At 50.4% G+C, this 22,007-nt stretch carries 20 protein-coding genes; 7 read left to right on the top strand and 13 right to left on the bottom strand.

The features are described 5' to 3' along the window. Window positions 1-41 precede the first annotated feature (41 nt). Window positions 42-1,514: a capsule assembly Wzi family protein gene (locus tag CBX96_RS18300; protein ID WP_109287645.1), complete on the top strand. Its 1,473-nt coding sequence runs from the start codon at window positions 42-44 to the stop codon at window positions 1,512-1,514. A 58-nt stretch (window positions 1,515-1,572) separates the two neighbouring features. On the opposite strand, the gene CBX96_RS18295 is transcribed toward CBX96_RS18300, so the two are convergent. Next, a complete protein-coding gene (locus CBX96_RS18295) occupies window positions 1,573-2,580 on the bottom strand; it encodes an NAD-dependent epimerase (protein WP_109287644.1) in 1,008 nt (335 codons plus the stop codon). Window positions 2,581-2,604: 24 nt separating this feature from the next. Further along, on the bottom strand, window positions 2,605-3,768 hold the full coding sequence (locus CBX96_RS18290; protein WP_109287643.1) for a nucleotide sugar dehydrogenase: 1,164 nt from the start codon (window positions 3,766-3,768) through the stop codon (window positions 2,605-2,607). Window positions 3,769-4,001: 233 nt separating this feature from the next. Between CBX96_RS18290 and CBX96_RS18285 the strand changes: the two genes are divergently transcribed. From CBX96_RS18285 to CBX96_RS18275, 3 genes are read left to right on the top strand one after another with little or no spacing between them, the layout of a single operon-like run. Then, the gene (locus CBX96_RS18285; RefSeq protein WP_011624605.1) at window positions 4,002-4,733 is read left to right on the top strand and encodes a glycosyltransferase family 2 protein; all 732 of its coding nucleotides are present in this window, start codon (window positions 4,002-4,004) and stop codon (window positions 4,731-4,733) included. A 1-nt stretch (window position 4,734) separates the two neighbouring features. After that, window positions 4,735-5,394, top strand: coding sequence for a TVP38/TMEM64 family protein (locus tag CBX96_RS18280; protein ID WP_109287642.1), 660 nt, complete (start codon window positions 4,735-4,737; stop codon window positions 5,392-5,394). Between the two features lie 13 nt (window positions 5,395-5,407). Continuing rightward, window positions 5,408-7,132, top strand: coding sequence for a glycosyltransferase family 39 protein (locus CBX96_RS18275; RefSeq protein ID WP_109287641.1), 1,725 nt, complete (start codon window positions 5,408-5,410; stop codon window positions 7,130-7,132). Between the two features lie 61 nt (window positions 7,133-7,193). Here the strand turns inward: CBX96_RS18275 and mutM are convergent, their stop codons facing one another. The 8 genes from mutM to CBX96_RS18235 all read right to left on the bottom strand — a co-directional run bounded on the left by mutM (window position 7,194) and on the right by CBX96_RS18235 (window position 14,217). Next, the gene (gene mutM / locus CBX96_RS18270; protein ID WP_011624602.1) at window positions 7,194-8,009 is read right to left on the bottom strand and encodes a bifunctional DNA-formamidopyrimidine glycosylase/DNA-(apurinic or apyrimidinic site) lyase; all 816 of its coding nucleotides are present in this window, start codon (window positions 8,007-8,009) and stop codon (window positions 7,194-7,196) included. Between the two features lie 24 nt (window positions 8,010-8,033). Then, window positions 8,034-8,489, bottom strand: coding sequence for a hypothetical protein (locus CBX96_RS18265; RefSeq protein WP_109287640.1), 456 nt, complete (start codon window positions 8,487-8,489; stop codon window positions 8,034-8,036). 81 nt (window positions 8,490-8,570) lie between these two features. Further along, entirely contained in the window at window positions 8,571-9,554 is a 984-nt protein-coding gene (gene moaA, locus CBX96_RS18260; RefSeq protein WP_109287639.1) for a GTP 3',8-cyclase MoaA, read from the bottom strand. A gap of 16 nt (window positions 9,555-9,570) precedes the next feature. Then, window positions 9,571-11,370: a bifunctional molybdopterin-guanine dinucleotide biosynthesis adaptor protein MobB/molybdopterin molybdotransferase MoeA gene (locus CBX96_RS18255; protein WP_109287638.1), complete on the bottom strand. Its 1,800-nt coding sequence runs from the start codon at window positions 11,368-11,370 to the stop codon at window positions 9,571-9,573. A gap of 30 nt (window positions 11,371-11,400) precedes the next feature. Further along, window positions 11,401-11,994: a molybdenum cofactor guanylyltransferase MobA gene (gene mobA / locus CBX96_RS18250; protein ID WP_109287637.1), complete on the bottom strand. Its 594-nt coding sequence runs from the start codon at window positions 11,992-11,994 to the stop codon at window positions 11,401-11,403. Next, window positions 11,978-12,685 (bottom strand): energy-coupling factor ABC transporter ATP-binding protein, encoded by a 708-nt coding sequence (locus tag CBX96_RS18245; RefSeq protein WP_109287636.1) that lies wholly within the window; start codon window positions 12,683-12,685, stop codon window positions 11,978-11,980. Before CBX96_RS18245 ends, mobA begins: the two co-directional genes overlap by 17 nt. Before the next feature lie 3 nt (window positions 12,686-12,688). After that, complete coding sequence (locus CBX96_RS18240; protein WP_011624596.1) at window positions 12,689-13,396, bottom strand: ABC transporter permease; 708 nt, start codon at window positions 13,394-13,396, stop codon at window positions 12,689-12,691. After that, window positions 13,393-14,217: a substrate-binding domain-containing protein gene (locus CBX96_RS18235; protein ID WP_011624595.1), complete on the bottom strand. Its 825-nt coding sequence runs from the start codon at window positions 14,215-14,217 to the stop codon at window positions 13,393-13,395. Before CBX96_RS18235 ends, CBX96_RS18240 begins: the two co-directional genes overlap by 4 nt. A 284-nt stretch (window positions 14,218-14,501) precedes the next feature. Here CBX96_RS18235 and CBX96_RS18230 point away from each other — a divergent pair, with 284 nt between their 5' ends. Further along, entirely contained in the window at window positions 14,502-15,884 is a 1,383-nt protein-coding gene (locus tag CBX96_RS18230) for a sigma-54 dependent transcriptional regulator (RefSeq protein ID WP_011718787.1), read from the top strand. Further along, the gene (locus CBX96_RS18225; RefSeq protein WP_109287635.1) at window positions 15,885-18,020 is read left to right on the top strand and encodes a cache domain-containing protein; all 2,136 of its coding nucleotides are present in this window, start codon (window positions 15,885-15,887) and stop codon (window positions 18,018-18,020) included. A gap of 255 nt (window positions 18,021-18,275) precedes the next feature. Here CBX96_RS18225 and CBX96_RS18220 read toward each other — a convergent pair whose 3' ends face one another. Beyond that, complete coding sequence (locus CBX96_RS18220; RefSeq protein WP_011718785.1) at window positions 18,276-18,743, bottom strand: GNAT family N-acetyltransferase; 468 nt, start codon at window positions 18,741-18,743, stop codon at window positions 18,276-18,278. Window positions 18,744-18,842: 99 nt separating this feature from the next. Continuing rightward, entirely contained in the window at window positions 18,843-19,502 is a 660-nt protein-coding gene (locus CBX96_RS18215; RefSeq protein WP_109287634.1) for a 7-cyano-7-deazaguanine/7-aminomethyl-7-deazaguanine transporter, read from the bottom strand. A 242-nt stretch (window positions 19,503-19,744) separates the two neighbouring features. On the opposite strand from CBX96_RS18215, the gene CBX96_RS18210 reads away from it, so the two are divergent. Beyond that, window positions 19,745-20,470: an ABC transporter substrate-binding protein gene (locus CBX96_RS18210; protein WP_109287633.1), complete on the top strand. Its 726-nt coding sequence runs from the start codon at window positions 19,745-19,747 to the stop codon at window positions 20,468-20,470. 8 nt (window positions 20,471-20,478) lie between these two features. Here the strand turns inward: CBX96_RS18210 and CBX96_RS18205 are convergent, their stop codons facing one another. Next, complete coding sequence (locus tag CBX96_RS18205; RefSeq protein ID WP_109287632.1) at window positions 20,479-21,837, bottom strand: isochorismate synthase MenF; 1,359 nt, start codon at window positions 21,835-21,837, stop codon at window positions 20,479-20,481. Between the last annotated feature and the right edge of the window lie 170 nt (window positions 21,838-22,007).

Here is a 22,007-nt window from a genome sequence, read left to right as displayed (position 1 = left end):
TTTGAGGCATCAGGCCTCGCGATGATAATGAAAAGGATGTTATGAAGGCTTTTTTGACCCCCTCTATCCTCGCTGCTAGCGTTGCATCTGGTTTACTATTTTCTGCTTCCGTTGCTGCCGCCCCTTGGGTGGATGCCTCGGACATTTATTTAAGAGCCGATATTCAAGCACTGGCCGATGCGGGCGTGATCCGTGTGCCAGTGAATACCTTTCCCTTGATGTGGTCTGGTATTGGTGGTGACTTAGCTAAAGTCGAACCCGAGCTATTGTCTCCCCGATTAGTGCAAGCCTTTGCCCGAGTTAACTTTTACTATCAAAATGCCGTCGATAATCGCAGCAATGCTAGGGTTAAACTCTCGGAGGCGACCGATCCCGCTCGCTTCCAGCATTATGGCTCCGACCACCGTGAAAAGGGTGAGGCTAAAGCCTCCTACGAGTATTTAGGCTCACGTGTGGCCTATAAAACCACAGTTGCTGAGACGTACGATCCGCAAGATAACAAAAACTTCCGTCTCGATGAGTCTTACTTTGCTGTCATCATGGGTAACTGGATTGCGACCTTAGGTACGGTTGAGCAATGGTGGGGGCCGGGATTTGATTCGGCATTGCATCGCTCTAACAATGCGCGTCCAATGCAGTCACTGTCGCTCAGCCGTAATAATGCCGCCGCCTTTGAAACGCCATGGTTATCTTGGATTGGGCCTTGGACCTTCAAGACCGGTTTTAGCATGGCTGAAAAAGAGCGTGCCGTGCCTAAAACGGCTGAATGGGATATGCGTTTCACCGCCAAACCCCTTCAGCAGCTAGAAATTGGCTTGTCTTGGTCAACACTATTTTGTGGTGAAGGGCAGAATTGCGACTTCGATTCCTGGTGGGACTCGGTGGCAAGCAATGCGGTGTGCATAGACGGTTCGGATTCTTGCTTGGCCGATCAACGCCGTGACGCGGGCCATAGAACCCAGAGCATCGATTTACGTTATGCCGACACTTGGCAGGATATCCCCGTTGGTTTGTACCTTGAGCATAGCTGTGAAAACGGCAGCGATTGCGGCTCACTTTGGGGGATAGATACCCATTTCGGTACATCGGGTAAGCAATTCAAGTTATTCATGGAATACTCGGATACCTTTGTCGAGTGTGATGGCAAGCCTAACTGCTTCTATGAAGATCCTGTTTACCTCAGTGGAGCGCGTTACTACGGCAGAGCTTTAGGTTCGACCTATGATAGCGATGCCCAAGTCTTTGTGTTTGGTTTGGTTGGTCAGTTCCATAACAGCCGTGGTTTTACCTCGCTACTGCGTTATGCCAAGTTGAATAAAGACGGCACCAACGTGGCGACCGCATGGGCGCCACAGCCACCGAAGGAAGACTTGCTGATGCTGGAACTTTCTTACCGTATGCCGGTGTGGAAGGGCATGTGGAGTCTGGGCGGTACAGTATCGAGATCGGAATTTGATGTACAAGAAAACGATACTAATGCGACTTTCTTCAGCAGTTTTGAATACCGTTTTTAAGCGCTAATCCAATAAAAAGGCCTGCAAATCAGCAGGCCTTTTTGTTTTCTCAGAGAGCTTACTTCGCATAAAACGCGCGGTACCACTCGACAAATCTGCCCACCCCAGTATTGATATCCACTTGGGGTTTATAACCCACTGCCTTGAACAGGTCTTCGGTATCGGCCCAAGTGGAATGCACATCACCGGGCTGCATGGGTAAGAATTGTTTATTAGCTTCAATGCCGAGTGCACTTTCGAGTGCGGTAATAAAATCCAGCAATTGCACCGGGCTGCCATTGCCTATGTTAAATACGCGATAGGGTGCGCTGCTATTCGCCGGAGTACCGGTTTCTACACGCCAGTCGGGTGTTGGGCGAGGTGGTTTGTCTTGCACCCTGATGATGCCCTCAACGATATCGTCGATATAGGTGAAATCACGGCTGAGATCGCCATGGTTATACACATCGATAGTGTCGCCCGCGAGAATGGCTTTTGTGAATTTAAACAAGGCCATATCCGGTCGTCCCCATGGGCCATACACGGTAAAAAAGCGCAAGCCTGTGGTGGGTAACTGATAGAGATGCGAGTAAGTGTGCGACATTAACTCGTTGGCTTTCTTGGTCGCCGCGTACAGGGATATCGGATGATCGACACTGTCCTCGGTCGAAAATGGCATCTTTTGATTCAAGCCATACACAGAGGATGAAGAGGCATAGACTAGATGCTCAATCTTATGGTGGCGACAGCCCTCTAAAATGGTGAGATGCCCAACTAAATTGCTATCGGCATAGGCGAGGGGATTATCGAGGGAGTAGCGCACTCCAGCCTGCGCGGCGAGATGGATAACCCGTCGAAAACCTTGTTCTGCAAACAATGTCGCAATGCCGTCTCTGTCGGCTAAGTCTAGTTTGATAAAACGGAAATTGCTTAAGGCCTCGAGCGGTGCCAGTCGGGCTAGCTTTAGCCCAACATCATAATAGTCATTGAGGTTATCGATACCGACAACTTCATGGCCCTGTGCGCAGAGGCGCTCACTGACTTTAGCGCCGATAAATCCGGCGGCGCCTGTGACTAAGTATTTCATAGTAAACCTTTATATTTTGGACGCTTAGTCGTGATGGAACAGATCCCGGGTGTACACCTTAGCGGCGACATCTTCGAGTTCATTGGCCATACGGTTAGAAATAATCACATCGCACATGGTTTTAAACTCATGTAAATCGCGGATCACTTTCGAGTTAAAAAACTCGTCTTCCTTGAGTACTGGCTCATAGACCACGACTTCGATGCCCTTGGCCTTAATGCGTTTCATCACACCTTGTACCGCCGAGGCGCGGAAGTTGTCTGAGTCGGATTTCATGATTAAGCGATAGATCCCCACTCGCTTCGGTTGCTTACTGATAATCGCGTTGGCGATAAAATCTTTGCGGGTCGTGTTGGAATCGACAATGGCGCTGATGAGATTGTTAGGCACATCGTTATAGTTGGCCAGCAATTGCTTAGTGTCCTTGGGCAGGCAGTAACCGCCATAACCGAAGGAAGGATTGTTATAGTAATCGCCGATGCGCGGATCTAAGCATACACCTTCGATAATCTGGCGGGTGTTGAGCCCTCGGCTCTCCGCATAGGTGTCCAACTCATTAAAGTAGGCGACGCGCATGGCTAAAAAGGTGTTGGCAAACAACTTAATCGCCTCAGCCTCAGTGCTGTCTGTGAGTAAAATCGGAATATCTTGCTTAATGGCGGCGCGAGCAAGCAGATCGGCAAAGGCTTGGGCGCGCTCTGAACGTTCACCCACTATGATCCGCGAGGGGTGCAGGTTATCGTAAAGCGCCTTACCTTCACGCAAAAACTCCGGTGAAAATAAGATATTGTCACTGTTGAGTTTACTTCTCAGCCCTTTGGTAAAACCCACTGGCACAGTCGATTTGATGACAATGGTGGTGTCAGGATTCAGGGCGAGTACTTCCTTGGCCACCCGTTCGACCGACTGAGTATTAAAGTAGTTGGTTTGTGGGTCGTAATCCGTAGGAGTGGCTATGATGACAAAATCGGCTTCTTTAACGACGTTTTTGTCGCTCGTGGCACTGAGATTTAAGGCTTTATGCTGCAGGTATTCTTCAATCAGACTGTCGGCGACCGTCGGTTTACGCGCATTAACTAATGCGATGCGCTCGGGCATCAAATCAATCGCTACTACATGGTTTTGCTGGGCGAGTAAAACCGCGTTCGATAGGCCAACATAGCCCATTCCAACTACAACTATGTTCATAGGTTTTATACAGTTTGGCATTTTGTTTCCCAAACTAGCATTTTCTGCGGCATTAGAATATGTCATTTCGATGAAATTCACAGTTCCAAATTAAATGCTCTTTTCTCGATTTTCACCCGTATACAATGCTGGGCTCGCGTTCCGTTTAATTCATAACATCCTATCAATGCAGATTTTTGTTTGCCACAATCCTATGTTACCGTACTCATGGTTATTAAGCTTGGAGCCTTAACGTGATTTCAGTCGTGATCCCCGCCAAAGATGAAGTGGGCAATATTGGCCCATTAATGAAAGAGATATGCCAAGCCCTGCAAGGGTTGACTGAGTTTGAAATTCTTGTTGTCGACGACGGTAGTCAGGATGACACTTTTGGTGAAGTTATGCACACCGCAGAGGTAATGCAATGCGATGCCAAAGCCATTCGTCACGAGCGCAGTACGGGCCAGAGTACCGCTATTTCCACTGGCGTTTTACATGCCCGCGGTAAATACATTGTCACCTTAGATGCTGACGGGCAAAACGACCCTGCGGATATTCCCGCCATGTTGGCCCAATTGCCGCAAATTCATGCCGAACACTTTTGTATTGCCGGTTATCGCAAAAACCGTAAAGACACGGCGTGGAAGCGATTCCAGTCCCGCTTTGCGAATAAAGTGCGTGATGCACTGTTACACGATGGCGTACCCGATACCGGATGTGGCTTAAAACTCTTCCCCCGCGAAACCTTCCTGCGCATGCCTTACTTCGACCATATGCACAGATATATCCCAGCACTGGTGCGCCGCATGGGGGGCGAAGTGTTTATTTCTGTGGTTAATCATAGGGATCGCCAAGTTGGCGTGTCTAAATATACCGCTTGGAATCGGGTCTGGGTCGGGATTGTCGACATCATGGGCGTCATGTGGCTCGGTCGCAGGGCGAAAATCGCTAAGGTCGCCCGTAGCGAAACCAGCTGGCACGATTAAGATGAAGCGACTCTATAAGGCGATTTTTATCGTCTTTATTTTGCTGGTGTTAATGTTTGCGGCCCAGCAAGGGTTATTCGAGCATGTAACCGATAGCAATTGGGTAGCACATTTTATTGCCGCTCAAGGGGCCTATGCGCTGGCGGTGTTGCTGATGGTTGGCGCCTTGTTTACCGCTGTCGGTGGGCCGAGGCAGGTGATCGCCTTTGTATTCGGCTTTGCCCTCGGTGGAATCTATGGTGGTTTATTTTCCACCTTAGCGGCATTGCTGGGTTGTGTGCTGGCGTTTTATACCGCGAGATTAACCATTCGAAGCAGTCTGCAACGACGTTTTGGCAATCGTTTACAAAAGTTTGAGGCGCTGATCATTCAGCGGACTTGGTTAAAAGTCTTAATGATCCGTCTGTTGCCCGTGGGCAGTAATCTGCTGACGAATCTGTTTGCGGGGGCGACACACATCCCCGCTGGTGGATTTATGTTTGGCAGCGTGCTGGGTTATTTGCCGCAGATGCTGATATTCAGTTTTGCGGGCGCGGGCATAGGCTTATCTGATCATAACCAACTGGGGATCAGTATCGGGCTGTTTATTATCTCGAGTCTTATCGGTGCTTACCTTTACCGTTCTAGCCTGCGTAAGCAGGTGGATGAATTGGAAAACTAAATAGGGATTAGGAATGGATGCATTGAATCGTCGTTTCAATAGCGAAGATTATTACCAAGTACTCTGGCCGCTGTTGTTGATGAGTTTGCTGATCTTACTGGTTGGCATAGGTTTTCGTTCCCCTTGGCCCGCCGACGAGCCGCGGTTTGTTGAGGTCGCGCGGGAAATGGTGGCCTCGGGTCAATGGTTATTCCCTACCCGGGGCGGGGAATATTATCCCGATAAGCCGCCAGTGTTTATGTGGGCGATTGCCCTGTTTTATCAACTCACTGGGTCGTTAAAACTCTCCTTCTTACTCCCCAATGCCTTTTGTGGCTTGCTGACGGTATTTCTTGTCTATGATCTGGGTGCCAGATTGTGGAATGTGCGGGTTGGCCGCAATGCTGCACTATTGCTCCTTATCGTGCCGCAGTTTTTGATGCAGGCGAAAAATGCCCAGATAGATGCCATGGTGATGTGTTGGATAACCGTGGGGTGTTACGGATTAATCAGACATTTTATGCTTGGGCCTAAGTGGCATTGGTATTTTATTGGCTGGGCATTTATGGGACTTGGGGTGATCACTAAGGGGGTTGGTTTCTTGCCCCTATTGTTGCTCATTCCAATTGGGATTTACGCCTTCAAAGATAAGACTTGTTTCGAGGGGCGCTTAACTTGGCTTTGCCTAGCGGGGCCGTTGGCCATGTTGGCCGTGATTGCCTGTTGGTTAGTGCCCATGGTGATGACGGTTCAAGCCCATGGCACGCCCGAGATGGTGGCCTATCAAAATAATATTTTGTTTAAGCAAACGGGCGAGCGTTACGTCAATGCTTGGCACCATATCAAGCCTTGGTATTTCTTCGTGCTGAGTGTGATCCCTTGGATGTGGTTCCCGATTTCGTTGCTGGTGGTCGCCTATTGGAAACAGTGGCTGCAAAAGGTAAAAGCCGATCCCACCATTGCGATTCTGCTGATTTGGGTCGGACTCGTGGTGCTGTTTTTCAGTATCAGCCCGGGCAAGCGCAACGTGTATATTCTGCCCGCATTACCTATGTTGGCCTTGGCGGCGTCGGCGGTATTAACGGGAGTTTCACCCAAAGCTTGGTTTGAAAAACTAGTCACTGGTGTGCTGTGGTTCTTGGGCGCACTCGTGTTAGTGGCCGGTGTGCTGGCATTTATCCATCACCCTGCGCTTGTCAAAGCGCTGGCGGATTATACCGATGATCTCACTGGCATTGGTTACTTATTTATTGTGCTCGGGGTGCTTTGGTGTGCCGTGCTGTGGCTGGCGCGTCGTCAGTTTGCACTGGTGAAAGTGGGGTTAGTTTCCGCCTTGGGCTGGGTGCTGGTGAGCACTTGGGGTTACGCTATGCTCGATGAAATGCGCACCCCCAGAAGCCTGATGCTACACACCGCCGAGGTGATAGGTGAGGATGCCGAACTTGGCTTAGTAAACTTTAAAGAGCAATTTATTTTGTTCTCGCCCATGAGTGTGACGCACTTTAGTTATCTCGCGCCAGTAGAAGAGCAGGAGCGTAACGCGTGGCAATGGATGCAGGAGAACAAACAGCGTTATGTGTTAGTGCCTAGCGGTGCCGAGCTGAGTTGTTTCGATATCAAAGGCGGTAAGAGCATGGGGATTGCCCACCGTGACGAATGGATTTTGTTATCCGCGTCAGAGCTTAAGCCTCAGTGCCAAGCACCAGAGCGTGTGTACCGCTACTTTACCGACCATCCAGGTCGTTGGTTAAAAGAGTAATCAACAGCCATATCGAAGAAGCTAAAAATGCCTGCAATTGCAGGCATTTTTATCGGCGAGATTAACGCGTCTGGCAGATGCCGCAAAATACTGTGGTGCGTTGACCAAGGCGGATTTCGCTGAGTAGATTGCCGCACTGAGTGCAGGTTTCGCCGCCGCGGCCGTAAACATGCAGCTTCTGCGCGAAATAGCCGGGTTTACCCTCGGCATTGGTGAAGTCTTTAAGCGTAGTGCCGCCCTGCTTGATGGCGTGGGCGAGGATTTGTTTGACCTCGGCAACCAGTACCGTTAAGCGTTCAATATCTATCTTGCCTGCCTCCGCCTCGGGGTGTATCCCTGCGGCAAAGAGTGCTTCGTTGGCGTAAATATTTCCCACACCCACCACAATATGGTTGTCCATCAGGCAGAGTTTGATGGCCTTCTTCTTGCCCGCCAGTGCGGCAGCTAACTGATTGACGTTAAAGGCGTCGGTCAAAGGTTCTGGCCCGAGTTTTTCCAGTAGCGGATGGGCTTCCTCTGGCAATTGGCACCATAACCAAGCGCCAAAACGTCTAGGATCGTTAAATCGCAGAATTCGGCCATTGGCGAGGACAAGATCGATATGGTCGTGCTTCTCCACTGGCGTGTCATGGGGCAGGATCCGCAAGCTGCCCGACATCCCCAAATGCACTATGCTGGTGCCAGCATCGGTATCGATTAACAGATATTTAGCGCGGCGACGCACTTGGCGTATGGTTTGGCCGATGATCTGTTTGGCAAGTTCGGGAACGGGCCAACGCAGTGAGGCGTTACGGATTACGAGGTCAACCACGGTTTGTTCGACAAGATGTGGGGCTATGCCCTGACGGGTGACTTCGACTTCTGGTAATTCCGGCATGATTGAGTTCTTTTAGGTAATAGATTAGCTGGTGGATTTGGCATCGAGAATAGGCTGTAAATCGGCCCTTAGGTTGGGGGGCACTAAATACCAGTTGCCAGCGGGTGATTTGAGCACACCGTCCTCGGGGAAATAAATCCAACGTTGCGATTGGCGGATCTCGGCAATTTGGATCACCAGTTCCTGCGGCTTGCCAGTGGGTTGTGGTGCCTCACTGAGGGGCGAAACTCTTAGGGCTTGCCAAGCCTTGACCCATTGGGTGCAGTTGAGCACAAGCGGATCGCACTCCCAACCAGAGGCTTGTTTATGCAGCCACACACCATCTAGCTGCAACTGTGCCAGCGGCGCATTATCATCAAACAACAGCTGGGCATCACTCGGCACATTATGGGTTTTCTTGTCCATAAACGTCAGCACTGCAATGATAAAAATGCAGGCAAGAATAATGATGTTATTCCACTGTTTACGAGTAAGCGCCATGGCAAGAGTGACACAAAAAAGGGGACTGATGCCATGAGTGTATCACGGCAAAATAGAGATGCTAGCCCTAGGACGAAGGGGTTAACCGCCAGTGCTATTCATAAAGCGCAGGATTTGCACGCCACTATTATCGAAAACATGCTGCTTAGGTTTGAGCTTAATGCCTTGGAGAATCGCGGTTTTAAGGCGCTCAATGTCCCCGGGATATTCTCGCACAATGCTTTTTAAATCAATGGAGTGTTCATTACCTAGGCAGAGCAATAATTGCCCCTCTACGGTTACGCGCACTCTATTACATTCGTGGCAAAAGTTGTGGCTATGGGGTGAGATAAACCCGATATGAATCGGACTATCCGCCATGGTGTAGTAACGCGCGGGGCCACCTGTACGTTTATTGGAAAGTTGCAGGGGATAATGCTCGTTAATCATGGCCTTAACTTCATCACTGCTGCAATGACGCGCGTCTTTGCGCTCGTCCATTTCACCCAGCGGCATTTCTTCAATAAAGGCGATATCTAGGTTTCGGTCACGGCAAAAATTAACCAGATCAATCACTTCATGGTCGTTTTGCTGTTTAAGGATCACCGCATTGATTTTAATGCGCTCAAAACCTGCGGCGATGGCCACATCAATCCCTTCGATCACACGTGCTAACTTACCGTTGCGTGTCAGTTGGGTAAAGAGCTCGGGGTTAAGGGTATCTAGGCTGATGTTTAAGCGCTTAAGACCCGCATCAAACATAGGCTTGGCAAACTTACTGAGCCTAGAACCATTAGTGGTCATCGATAAATCTTTGAGCCCTGGGAGCTTGCCCAGTAAGTGCACCAGTTGATCGCAATCGCTACGCACCAAGGGCTCGCCGCCGGTGAGGCGAATTTTAGTCACCCCCAGTTCCGTAAAGGCTTGGGCAATCCAAGCCAACTCTTCGAGGTGCAGGACATGGTCTTTGGGCAAGAAGCAGGGATCTTCCGTCATGCAATAGACACAACGGAAATCGCAGCGATCCGTCACTGAGAGTCGTAAATATTCGACCTGACGGCCAAAGGCATCCACGAGTTGGCTCATAGGGACTCAGTGGCTCTTATAGAAGATCGGCAAAAGGTTGAATAAATACGGTTTCACCCGCATTTACCGCCTCTGCATCATCTCCAATGATGATAAGGCAATTGCCTTTGACCATAGAGCTGAGCATGCCCGAACCTTGGTTGCCAGTGCTGGTCACATGCAGCCTACCATCATTACCGAGGCGATAAATTCCGCGGATAAACTCAGTGCGGCCCGTGCGGCTACGTAGAGTTTCATCGGTAATCGCCGGGAATAACGGCGCCTGCCAGTTTGTTTCACCGCCGAGTTTACGCAGCGCAGGTTGCACAAATTGCAGGAATGACACCATCACAGCCACTGGATTGCCGGGCAAGCCGAAGAAGAGGCTATCGCCGACCTTACCAAAGGCGAGTGGGCGACCGGGGCGCATATTGATCCGCCAGAAGTCGATATTGCCAAGGCGCGCTAGCACGGCCTTGATGTAGTCGGCGTCGCCAACGGAAACGCCGCCTGAGCTGATCACCACATCGGCCTGCGCCGCGGCTTTGGTTAAGGTCGCTTCGAGCGCGCTTTCGGAATCTTCGATAATACCTAAGTCAATGACTTCACAACCTAAACGTTTTGCCATCGCCTTGATGGTGTAACGGTTCGAGTCATAGATACAGTTTGGATTCAAAGCCTCGCCGGGTTGGCTGACTTCATCACCTGTGGAGAACACGGCCACGGTCGGGCGACGATAAACCGTTACATGGTCAAGGCCGAGGGAGGCTAATAAGCCCTGTTCGGCGGCGCTTAGGCGTGTGGCTTGGGTGAGGGCAACTTGGCCTTGGCCAATGTCTTCACCCGCAAGGCGAACGTGTTGGCCCTGCTGAATGCGGCCATCGAAACTGACCTTGGCATTGGCCTCGTTAGCCAGCTCTCGAGGTTGAACTGTATCTGCGCCTGCAGGTACGGGCGCGCCCGTCATAATGCGCACGGTTTCACCCGCTTTGAGTGTGCCCGAATATTGATGTCCGGCGAGGACTTCGCCGACTAAGGTAAAGCTTGCAGGCAGCGGATCTTGATAGGCGAAGGCATAACCATCCATCGCCGAGTTGGTTTGCTGCGGTACATCCACGGGCGAAATGCTGTCGCGGGCGAGCACGCGGTTATCTAACGCATCTAAACCTACCTCTTCCACCTCAGTGACCGGCGTGACATGGGATAAAATCTGCGCCAAGCCTTGGCTCACGCTGAGGTTCTTATCGCTGCCCAAGGTGCAGGCATCGACAGTCGCTATTGGTAATGCGGGGTTGGGTGCTTGCCAGCTATTGGCATATTCCATCACAAAGTCAGCAATTTGCGCGACATTGTTAAGGTCGAGTCTTCTTAGCTCGCTCGGCAGCTCTGTGTCATCACAGCAAGCGATGGCGAGAATATTGTCGTCTTGGGTATAGATAAACGGCTTACCGTGGGCGGCGCGGTGTAGCTCAATTTTCGGTAGCGTGAGTTTTTTAAAGCCTTCGACTAAGACGATATCGACTTTATCGGCTTCAATTTGCTTGAGTAGGTGGACTAACTCTGGGTCGCCATCGCGGGCATCTTCGGTCATTAGCGCCCAACGCACATGGGAGGCGACTAGCATTTGCCGCGCACCGGCTTTGCGCATCTCGTAGCTATCTTTACCGGGAATATCGACATCGAAATTGTGGTGAGCATGTTTGATCACCGCCAGACGCAGGCCGCGCTGATTTAATTCGGGGATCAATTGCTTGAGTAGGGTGGTTTTCCCCGTGCCGCTATAGGCACAAAATCCGAGAACGGGAATAGATAGCGGATTGACGAAGGGAGTACTCATTTGCACCTCTAATCTAGGAAATTTGAAGCCTTAGCTTTGGTTTATCTCTGCAGCCAGTCGTTGTTTTTGTTCTGGCGTGTTCACATTGACGAAGGCATTGGGTTGATCGGCAAAGGCCGCCACCGCAAAGCGATGTTTGGCATACCAAAAATCAATTTTACGCTCACCCGCTTCGAGAAAGGCGGTCATCGACTCGCGCAGGCTCGGCTTTAGTAACATCACCACGGGCTGCTCACGCTCACCATCGCTGGCAACGGCAAGTTCAGCATCATTTGCCTCAATGGCGGCCAATAAGCGGGCGACTAAATCCCGCGGCAGCAGCGGACAATCGCAGGGCACCACGAGCAGATAGTCTGCTTGAGTGTGACCCGTAGCAGTGATCATGCCCGCCAAGGGGCCGAGAAACCCAGTATGCTCATCGCTCAACACGGTAAAACCGAACTCAGCATAACGTGTTTGGTTACGATTTGCGTTGATCAGGATCTCCTTAACCTGAGGTTTTATCCGCTCGATAGTGTGTTCAATCATGGCCTTGCCGTTTAGCTCGACGAGGCCTTTATCGTCCCCGCCCATACGGCGCGCCATACCTCCGGCAAGAATTACGGCATCAATTTGCAACGACATATAAAGATCCCTGTGTGGAGTTTGTGGGCGTTTGCTGACGGGAGGTTATCACCTGTTGGTCTTCAATGTGCCACTGCTGCTCGCAAATGGCGGTGAGCGCACAGTTTTGGTGGCTGCTTAATAGCATTCCCGTCCCTTGTTGTTTGAGCTGTTGGATCATTTGCAGCACTAAGGCTTGGGAGTCTTTATCCATGTTGGAGGTCGGCTCATCGAGCATCAGTAACTTTGGCTGCAAAATCCAAGCGCGGGCGATGGCGAGTCGTTGCCTTTCGCCGCCGGATAAATTGCTGGCTCTGGCCTGTAATAGCGAGCCAAGTTGCGCCATCTCAATTGCTTGGCCAATTCTGCGTTTGGTTTCGGTTTTTGAGGTCGCAAAGGGTAAGCCGTAGGTCAGGTTGTAATTGACTGTACCATCAAATAGATAGGGATGCTGGTGGAGGTAAACGGCTTTGCCCAGCAAAGGGTTGCGAGTCCACCATGGGTCCTTTTTAAAGCCGCTGACTTCAATCTTGCCCTTAGATGGCGGCTGTAAACCCGCGAGGATCTTCATCAGGGTCGACTTGCCAGAGCCGTTGTCACCTTGCAAATAAATGACGTTCCCTTGGCACAACTCTAGGCTATGGGCTTTGAATAATAAGCGCGAGCCAAAGGACATTTCCAAGTCACGGGCGATCAGTTTGGCTTGGGTCATAAGTTAATGGCTCCTTGGCGTTTCTTTGCCGCGTAAACTACCTAAGGCAAAGTTGAGGATCAAGGCCAAGATTAGCAGCACTAATCCGAGGGCGATAGCTTGGGCGAAATCGCCTTTACTGGTTTCCAGTGCGATAGCCGTCGGGATATTACGTGTTACGTTTAAAATGTTGCCGCCGACCATCATAGAACAGCCGACTTCGGTGAGAATACGGCTAAAGGCCGCGACAATCGCCAGTAATAACGGCATACGCAGTTCACGGCAGACTGTCCAGACCGCGCTAAACCAAGAGGCGCCTAGGGTGCGAGAGGTTTCCCATGCCCGGCGATCGACACTGGTGAAGGCCGCTTGACTCATGGCGATCATCACGGGGGCGCAAATCATCATTTGGCCGAGGATCATCCCCTCTTGAGTAAACAACCACTTTAAATCCCCAAGCGGGCCGTTGCGGGTCAAGATGAGATACACCAGCAGGCCAATGACGACCGTAGGGATCGATTGCAAGGTTTGTACTAAGTTAGTGACAAACCACTTTCCGGGGAAATGGGCAAACGCCAACACAAAACCGAGCACCATAGAGGGGACTAAGGTGATGAGCAGCGCCGCGAAAGAAACCGAAAACGAGACAGAGATGATGGACCAAACGTCGGGGTCCAATGAAAACAGCAGGCTTAACGCCTGCTGTAACAGTGCTAGCCAGCCTTCGCTCATTCGCTATAGGTTGCCTTGAACAGTTGCTCGCCTTCAACTTTGAAGTTGTTGATCATGGCTTGACCTTCTTTGCTGATCAGCCAATCACTGAAGGCTTTGGCGCCTTTGTGGTTCAGATCTGGGTATTTAGCTGGGTTGATCAGAATCACTTGATATGGGTTCGCTAGCGTTTTACCGCCATCGAAATCGACACCTAAGTCCAGCTTAGTTTTGTACGCCACGAAAGTACCACGGTCAGACAGAGTGTAACCTTGTAATTCGTTTGCCATCAGCAGGGTTTTACCCATGCCTTGACCTACTGAAGTGTAACCTTTGAAGTCAGGAGTCACGCCTGCGGCTTTCCATACTTCTAACTCTTTGATGTGGGTGCCAGAGTTGTCACCACGAGAGACGAAAGGTAAGCCAGATTTGGCTATTTTTGCGAAGGCTTCTTCGGCGGTTTTGCTTTCACGTAGTTTTGCTGGGTCGTTTTTAGGACCTAACACCACGAAATCGTTTTCCATAATGCCACGTGGCTCAACACCAAAACCGTCGGCAACAAATTTTGCTTCAGCACTTGGGGCGTGGGTCATCACTAAATCCACATCGCCTTGCTCGCCCAGTTTCAGCGCTTTACCTGTACCCGTTGCGATAACTTGTACTTTGTAGCCTGATTCACTTTCAAACTTAGGCAGTAATTCTTTTAACAGACCTGAGTTTTCAGTACTGGTGGTGGTGGCTAACTTGATCACTTCAGCCGATTGAGCGGGTAACACTGTGAGCATGCTGGCTGCAACAACCAGGCCCAGTAATGACTTCATATGGGATTTCACGTTTAGCATGGATACTCCTTGGCGAAAAATAGGGTTCCGACTCAATTGCCTACTGAGTGGGAGGTTCCGTAAATTGTAATGCGTTCGATTGAAAGCAAATAGGATGCCAAACCAACAATGACGCATTTACGTTCACAGCTTGATCTAAATTGTGACCCTGATCTCAGGCTCAACAAATAGTTTGCAGACAAATTGTCTCAGCGCATGCTTCTTATGGTTCATAGTGACCTATTTGTCTAGTTTCAATGCTAGAATTGGTCGCAATTGAGTCAAAATGTCCAGAAGTGAGCACTATGAGCCAGATAGATAATAACCTCAAGCCCCTTCCTTCCGCTGTGTCTGTCCTGATCGTCGATGACGAGCCGGGGATGCGTAGCTTTTTGAATAAGGCGCTCTCGAAAAAATTCGCCTTAGTCGAAACGGCGGGCAGTATTGAAGATGCTGAGCAGTTACGTAGTCGCTGCCACTTCGACCTATTGATTGTCGATATCCGTTTACCGGGTCGCTCGGGCATCGAGTGGCACGAAGCCTTAGATGAACAAGGCCGCCGCTCCGATGTGATTTTTATGACTGGCTATGCGGATTTAGAAGTCGCGATTAAAGCGCTGCGAGCTGGCGCCTCAGACTTTATTATGAAGCCCTTCCACCTCGAGCAGATGATGTCGGCGGTTGACCGTTGTATTGAACGCCGTTTGCTGCGCCGCGAAAACTTAATGCTGCGCCGTGAGGTCTCTATCGGCTATTCCTCCACCATTATCGGTAGCAGCGAAGCCATGAAGTCGGTCAAGCAAGTGATTGAGCGCGTGGCACCGACCAACGCCGTGGTGTTAATTCAAGGCGAATCGGGCACGGGTAAAGAGCTTGTCGCGCGCCAATTACACTTACTCAGCGGCCGCCAAGGACCATTTGTGCCCGTTAACTGCGGCTCGATTGCCCCCGAACTACTGGAGAGTGAACTCTTTGGCCATACGGCAGGGGCATTTACCGGCGCTAAGGGAAATCGCGAAGGCTTATTCAGTTTTGCCTCCGGCGGCACTATTTTCCTCGATGAAATTGGTGAGATGCCCCTCAAGATGCAGACGGCACTGCTCAGGGTATTAGAGCAGAAGGCGATTCGCCCCGTCGGCAGTGAGAAGGAAGTGAATATCGATGTCCGGGTGATTGCGGCCACTAACCGCACGCTGGTGGATGAAGTCGAGGCGGGTAACTTCCGTCGTGATCTTTATTATCGATTGAATGTGTTGGATATTTTAATTCCTCCCCTGCGTGAGCGTCCGGAAGATGTGGTCGAATTGACCCACCACTTTACTCGCCAATTAGCGGCCGAATTGGGTGTGCGCGAAGTCGTGTGGAGCCATGAGGATATGGTGAAGCTGCAACAGCACGAGTGGCCAGGCAATATCCGTGAACTGCGCAATATGATTGAACGCTGCATTCTGCTTGGCAAGCCGCCAGCGGAATACTGGAAGCAGCAGGTGAAGACAGAGTCTTCGGCTTCCCAAGGTTATCCCTTAGATTGGCCGTTGAAAGAAGTCGAAAAACACCATGTGACCAGCGTGGTGGATCTGCATTCTGGCAATAAATCGGCGGCGGCGAGGGACTTAGGCGTTTCCCGTAAGACCTTAGATCGCAAGTATAAAGAGTGGTTTGACGTTAGCGACGAGCAGGAGTTCTAAGTGTCGTTTTTTACTCACTTTTTTGGTGTCAGTTGGCAGCAAATGCAGGCCAAAGTGCGTTATCGCATTCTGATCCTCACCTTGCTGCCGATTTTGCTCACCTTGGTGAGTTTAGTGTTTATCACGATTTACTGGAATATCAGTTACACAGGCAAGCAACTGTTTATGAAGGTAAAAGCCGATCTGGCTGTGGCTGAAAATACCCTGCAACAGGTGCAAGTTCGTCAGGAGAAACAGCTCGAACGAGTGATGACCTCATGGACTTTTCAAAATGATTTTCGGCCCATTCTCACTGGCGAGTTGGCCCACAGGGCGAGTATAGATGCCTTTTTAAATGAGCAAAAAAAGCAACTCGATCTGGATTTTCTAAGGCTTGTCAGTGTGGCCGAGGCCGCGTCAGACCCTGATTTGCGACAAATTTTACCGAAAATAGGTGGTCTTTTACCCTATTCGGGGCTGATGGTGTTATCACCTGAACGTTTGGCGCGGGTTGATCCGGATTTAGCCCAAAGGGCGGCGATTCCATTACTGGCGACATTGCGGGCGCAAAGCCCGAATAAACAAGTGGAAGACCGTGGTCTACTGAGCCGCAGTTTGCTGCCGATCCCCGATTTTGAGGGCAAAGTGGCTTGGTATCTCGATGGTGGCGTGTTGTTTAATCGGGATACGCGCATCGTCGACCATATCCGCGACCTCGTCTACGACAAGGGCACGTTGCCGGAGCGTTCCATCGGTACTGTGACCATTTTCCTCGACAATATTCGTGTCTCAACTAACGTGCCTTTGCATTTTTTCCCACAGTCGAATGAACCCCAAGGGCGAGCGCTCGGCAGTTTAGTGTCGGAGGAAGTGCGCGAAAAAGTGCTGAATCACGGTGAGTTATGGGTCGATCGCGCCTTTGTGTTTAACGATTGGTTTATTTCCGCCTATGCGCCCTTAGAAGATATCCGTGGGCAACGTGTCGGTATGATCTATACCGGATTCTCAGAGTCGCCCTTTATCCATAACTACCTGCTTAATATCATAGAGTTAGGCACGATTCTGATGCTGGTACTGCTGATCTCCGGCTTGTTGGTTTACCGCGGCGCTTACAGCTTGTTGCAACCAATTGAGCGCATTCACCATGTGGTGCAAGCGGTGCAGTCTGGTCGCAATGTGCGTATTGGCGCCTTGGGGCTGGACAGGGATAATGAATTGTCGAATCTTGCCGAGCAGTTCGACCGTATGCTCGACTTATTGCAGCGGCGCAACGCGCAAATTCAAGCCGCAGCCGAACAACTCGAGATGAAGGTCGAGGAGCGGACTCGTAGCCTGCAGGATAAGACCTTAGAGTTGCAGCGTAACGTGGCGTTACTCAATGAGACTCGCCAGCAGTTAGTGACCAATGAAAAGTTAACTGCGCTGGGTGAGCTAACCGCAGGGATTGCCCATGAGATCAATAATCCAACGGCGGTGATCCTCGGTAATATGGAGCTGCTGCGTTATGAGCTTGGAGATAATGCCGAGTCGGTAAAAGAAGAAATCGACCTTGTTATCCAACAGGTTGGCCGTATTAGCACTATTATCCGCAGCCTGCTGCAATACAGTCGCCCTGGTGAGTTTAACGCTCCCTTAGAGATGCATCCTATTACGCCTATCATCGAGGAAATGCTGGTATTAGTGCGGCACTCGATTCAGAAACAAGAAGTGGTGCTGATAACTGAACTGAACGCCAGCTGCCCTGTGCAGGTTAATCGCCCGCAGTTGCTGCAAGTGCTGATTAACCTTGTGGTTAACGCCGCCCATGCGATGGACGGTAAGGGCAGGATTTGGGTGCGAACCTATGATTGGCTACAGCAAGATATGCCGATTGGGGTGAAAATTGAGGTTGAGGACGAAGGTTCGGGGATTGCGCCTGAGCAACTAGGGCGGATTTTTGATCCCTTCTACACCACGCGTAAAGACGGCACAGGCCTTGGATTATCGTTAAGTTACGGCATTATCAAGCGTATCGGTGGCACCATAGAGGTGAGTTCTGTACTGGGTAAGGGGTCTATCTTCACTATTGGTTTGTACCATGAGGCGAAGGAAGATCAGCAAAACAACCCCTACGATGGCTTACATTTTTCCGGCCAAAGCACCGAAATGTCATCTTAAAAGCGACTCTGCACTAAATGCTATGAGATTGATTCACTGAATAAAAAGCAAAAAAAAGCCGGATGATGAATCCGGCCACAAAAGAGTGTGTGTGAGCAATGTCGTGCTTGCAAACTCAGGAGCACTTTAACAACGTCAGATTACCAGTCATCCGTGTTAAAGATGAGTTTTGGAACGCAAGTTAACGATAATCATTCTCAATTAGGTTTGCAAGCTATTTCTCGCAAAAAATGCACATTTTTATGTAAATCGCATTTAAGCAGTCGCAATCGACTTGCTTAAATGCAGTTTATGGTCGATCAGGCTTTGCGGATCGGCCTTCAGTTCAGTAATCAAATACTGGTTTCTAATCAACAGATTGAGCATGGCGGGGAAGCGGTTCATGGTCTTAACCTGGATCAGCTTGTAGCCTTGGCGGCTCGCCCAGGTTTCTTGGTATTCCAATAGGCTTTGTGCCAGACCTAAACGTCTAAAATCGGTCGCAACACCGCCTAACCAACTGTAAAACACGGCATCAGCCTGTTCGTATCCCAGCTTAAAGCCTGCCAATTCACCTTCCACATAGGCTAAGAGAATCAAGCAAGTCTTATCCGAGAGACGTTCAGCCAGTGTTTCGCTGGTCAGCGGACGGTCGAGTTCAGGGATTTGCTTGCTCAGTTCGATAAGCTGCGTGGTCAACTCAGGTGTCAGAGCTGTCAGTGCTTTGATTTCAATTGAATACATAATTTTCTCTCACAGAAAATCAGCCCCAAATGCGCATAAACACAGTGGGGCTGAACAAAAAACTGCTCAAATTATAACAGGTCTGGCCAGTTGAGTTAATCAGGAAAATGATTTTTGTGGGCTGGTTTGCAAGATCTTGTCTTGTAAGACCTTCAGCAGGACGCCGTAGGCGGGCAGGAATAACCCTAAGCTCACGAGTAACTTGAAGCTGTAATCCACGGCCGCGATTTCGGGCCAGTTGGCCGCCATAAAGCTGTCTGTTGAGGCATAAAAAGCGACACTGAAGAACACTAAGGTGTCGACTAAGTTACCGACAATGGTCGATGCCGCAGGCGCGACCCACCAAGAAGGGCTCTGGCGTAGGCGAGCGAAGACTGTGATATCCATCAGCTGGCCAATCAAATAAGCCGCGAAGCTGGCGAAGGCGATGCGAAACACAAAAGTGTTCCATTGGCTCAAGGAATCAATCCCTTGGAAGCTGCCTTGATGGAATACCACACCCATGACATAGGAAATCATCAACGCAGGCACCATGGCCTTGAGAATGATGCTACGGGCTGGTGTTTGTCCAAAGATGCGCACGGTGAGATCGGTCGCGAGATAGACAAAGGGAAAACTAAACGCGCCCCAAGTGGTGTGAAAACCAAACAATTGAAACGGTAGTTGTACCAAGTAGTTGCTGACGCAAATAATCAGTATGTGAAATCCCACTAATAGCAGGAGTGCGCGGCGAAGCTGCGCAGGGGTTAACATTAACATATGTGGCCTTTTTAGTTGTGTAGGGCGGGGTGAGGGAACCCGCTAAATGATCTGTTGTTATTTTAGCCAATATCAGCGTGCTGAAATCGGGGTCGCCATTATAGTGACCAGGTTCGAAGATGCAAGCTTACTGTTTATATTCCAAGCAATTTAGCCCTGAGTTTCGAAGAGGAGTGGTCGATAAGGTCACAGCACAGGCAGGGAAATTATCCTACACTGTTAAGAAATGGAAGGAGAACGCGATGCGATCATTTCTTGCGGCCTTGTGTTTTAGTTTATTGAGTTTGTGTACCTACGCGACACCGGCTAAGCCCGTAGTGATCCATCTGGTCACTGCTTCGTGGCAGGGTTTCTCCAATCCTGATGAGACGGGTTATTACTTCGATATTCTCCGCCGGGCGTTTCCTGCTCCCGATTGGCAACTCGATGTGCAGTTTATGCCCTTTGCCCGCACGCTTTATATGGTTGAAACCAGCAGAGTGGATATGATCCTCAGTGTTTACAAGGGGGATGTGAAAAACAGCCTACTGAGTGAAAACCCCGTTGAACTCGACTCTATCGATGCCGCCGTTACCCCGCAAATTGCGGCGACTTGGTCGGGGATGGAGAGCCTATCCCACAAGAAAGTGCAGGCCATGCTGGCCTATCGCTATAACATGCTGACGACGACCCCGATGTTTTATGAGGAAGGCAGCGATATCTTAAGCATGCTAAATAGCGTGAATGCGGGGCGAACCGATGCCGTGCTGGATTACAGAAAGAATATGGAGACTCTCGTCCCCCAGTTGAAGGCGCCGCAGCAGTTTGTGATTATTCCTGGGGTGCTCACCGCCGAAACCTATTTCGCCTTTGCCAATACGGAAAAAGGGCGGATGCTAAAGCAACATTTTGATATTGAACATAAAAAGCTGATTGATTCCGGTGAGCAGGAACGACTCTACACTGAGACTAAAGCCAATGGCTATTGAGCTGGCTGTTAGAGTTCGATCAAAATTGACATAATCGTCGCCAGCTTATTCTCCAGCTCCTGCCATTCCGCCTCGGGATCTGAGCCCGCAATAATCCCCGCCCCGGCAAACAGATTGATCTTGCCTGGTTCAATCAAGGCGCTACGAATCGCCACCGAAAATTCACTCTCGTACTTATTGAAATAACCACAGGCACCGGCGTACCAGCCGCGCATGTAGCCTTCGTGTTCGCGAATAAAGCGCATGGCAGACTCGCGGGGAAGGCCACCCACTGCAGGAGTTGGGTGCAGAGCCTGTAGCAATTGGAAGTCATTCACGCCCTGCTTTAACTCGGCGCGAATGGCGCGGTGGAGATGCTGAATATGATTTAGCTTAAAAATCGTCGCGGTTTCTTCGGCGCCCACATGTTGGCTCAAGGGGGAGAGCATACTGACGATATGGCGGCGAACCAGCTGGTTTTCTATGCTGTTTTTGTTGTCTTCGAGCAGCGCGTTGGCCAGTGCCGTGTCTTCTTCTTGGTTTAAGCCACGTACTGTGGTGCCAGCAAGCGCCTCGGTAAACAATTCCTGCTGACGACGGCGAAATAACCGCTCTGGCGAGCAGGAGATATAAGTGCGCTCGGGGCTAAATTGGAAGCCAAATTGGAAACTATTCGGATTACGCCCTTGCCAGCAGGCCAATACCATCCAAGGATCGACCTGTGCATTAACCTCAAGCTCAGTGTGGCGCGACAGTACCACCTTGGGCGTCTCTTGGTTAAACTTGGGCTCAACTACTTGCTCGATTAAGGTCTTCCAACGCGGAAAATCGGGAATATCGGTGCGGCTCAACAGCGCAAGTTTATTGGGCGGCGCGAGCGGACGAGCGGGTAGCACAGCTTCTATCGCGGCAATGGCGAGGTCGATTTCCGCTTCGGGATGCCTATCGGCAAAGTTCAGATTGACCCGCAAACTGAACTGGTTCGCGCTGCGTCTAAATTCGATACGCGGTAGCACAAAGCGACTATTACCAAACTCTGGCCAGGACTCTATGCTGCGGTCAAACGCCACGCCGCCGTAGTAACGGATCTCGGGATTTGTGGTTAAGGCGCGTTGCTGCTGGTAAATTTCCGCTAAGGTGTCATCATCGACGCCGGTTTCAAACTTAAAGTCTTTACAGGCGCCAATCGCCGCCACTTCTTCAACCTTGTCACGTCCATGCCAGTAGATGCGCGGATATTGGTTTTGGGATGCCAGCCATGAAATCAAAGGGATAGAAACAGTTGTTAAGGATAACTGCACTATCGGCTCCGTCGGTGGAACCTGCTTCAATTGAATGAGTTTGTCGATGAGAGACTTAAGGTCTTCAGACAGGGCGTGAGCGGGCAAATAAAACTCCAAAGGTAACGAGATGAAGGTGGTGGCTGAAGTTCCGGCAGTCAGCGGTAAGTTAATCCATTCTTTTTAAAGTCATTTACACCGAGTGGATGAGAGCGGGTAAATAAGAATCTTTCGCTCAAATTAAAGGCCGAGGCCCTCAGTGTCAAGATGCAACCCGC

Origin of the sequence: Shewanella sp. BC20, assembly GCF_003129585.1 — a bacterium.
GTDB lineage: Bacteria > Pseudomonadota > Gammaproteobacteria > Enterobacterales > Shewanellaceae > Shewanella > Shewanella seohaensis.
This window is presented reverse-complemented; position numbering and strand designations above follow the sequence as displayed.

Excerpts from the sequence above, each read along its gene's own strand:
- CBX96_RS18235 (WP_011624595.1), bottom strand. The coding sequence starts at position 14,217 with ATGCTAAACGTGAAATCCCATATGAAGTCATTACTGGGCCTGGTTGTT.
- CBX96_RS18230 (WP_011718787.1), top strand. The coding sequence starts at position 14,502 with ATGAGCCAGATAGATAATAACCTCAAGCCCCTTCCTTCCGCTGTGTCT.
- moaA (WP_109287639.1), bottom strand. The coding sequence starts at position 9,554 with ATGAGCCAACTCGTGGATGCCTTTGGCCGTCAGGTCGAATATTTACGA.
- mobA (WP_109287637.1), bottom strand. The coding sequence starts at position 11,994 with ATGTCGTTGCAAATTGATGCCGTAATTCTTGCCGGAGGTATGGCGCGC.
- CBX96_RS18215 (WP_109287634.1), bottom strand. The coding sequence starts at position 19,502 with ATGTTAATGTTAACCCCTGCGCAGCTTCGCCGCGCACTCCTGCTATTA.
- CBX96_RS18295 (WP_109287644.1), bottom strand. The coding sequence starts at position 2,580 with ATGAAATACTTAGTCACAGGCGCCGCCGGATTTATCGGCGCTAAAGTC.
- CBX96_RS18240 (WP_011624596.1), bottom strand. The coding sequence starts at position 13,396 with ATGAGCGAAGGCTGGCTAGCACTGTTACAGCAGGCGTTAAGCCTGCTG.
- CBX96_RS18255 (WP_109287638.1), bottom strand. The coding sequence starts at position 11,370 with ATGAGTACTCCCTTCGTCAATCCGCTATCTATTCCCGTTCTCGGATTT.
- CBX96_RS18265 (WP_109287640.1), bottom strand. The coding sequence starts at position 8,489 with ATGGCGCTTACTCGTAAACAGTGGAATAACATCATTATTCTTGCCTGC.
- mutM (WP_011624602.1), bottom strand. The coding sequence starts at position 8,009 with ATGCCGGAATTACCAGAAGTCGAAGTCACCCGTCAGGGCATAGCCCCA.
- CBX96_RS18300 (WP_109287645.1), top strand. The coding sequence starts at position 42 with ATGAAGGCTTTTTTGACCCCCTCTATCCTCGCTGCTAGCGTTGCATCT.
- CBX96_RS18210 (WP_109287633.1), top strand. The coding sequence starts at position 19,745 with ATGCGATCATTTCTTGCGGCCTTGTGTTTTAGTTTATTGAGTTTGTGT.
- CBX96_RS18220 (WP_011718785.1), bottom strand. The coding sequence starts at position 18,743 with ATGTATTCAATTGAAATCAAAGCACTGACAGCTCTGACACCTGAGTTG.
- CBX96_RS18275 (WP_109287641.1), top strand. The coding sequence starts at position 5,408 with ATGGATGCATTGAATCGTCGTTTCAATAGCGAAGATTATTACCAAGTA.
- CBX96_RS18290 (WP_109287643.1), bottom strand. The coding sequence starts at position 3,768 with ATGAACATAGTTGTAGTTGGAATGGGCTATGTTGGCCTATCGAACGCG.
- CBX96_RS18245 (WP_109287636.1), bottom strand. The coding sequence starts at position 12,685 with ATGACCCAAGCCAAACTGATCGCCCGTGACTTGGAAATGTCCTTTGGC.
- CBX96_RS18280 (WP_109287642.1), top strand. The coding sequence starts at position 4,735 with ATGAAGCGACTCTATAAGGCGATTTTTATCGTCTTTATTTTGCTGGTG.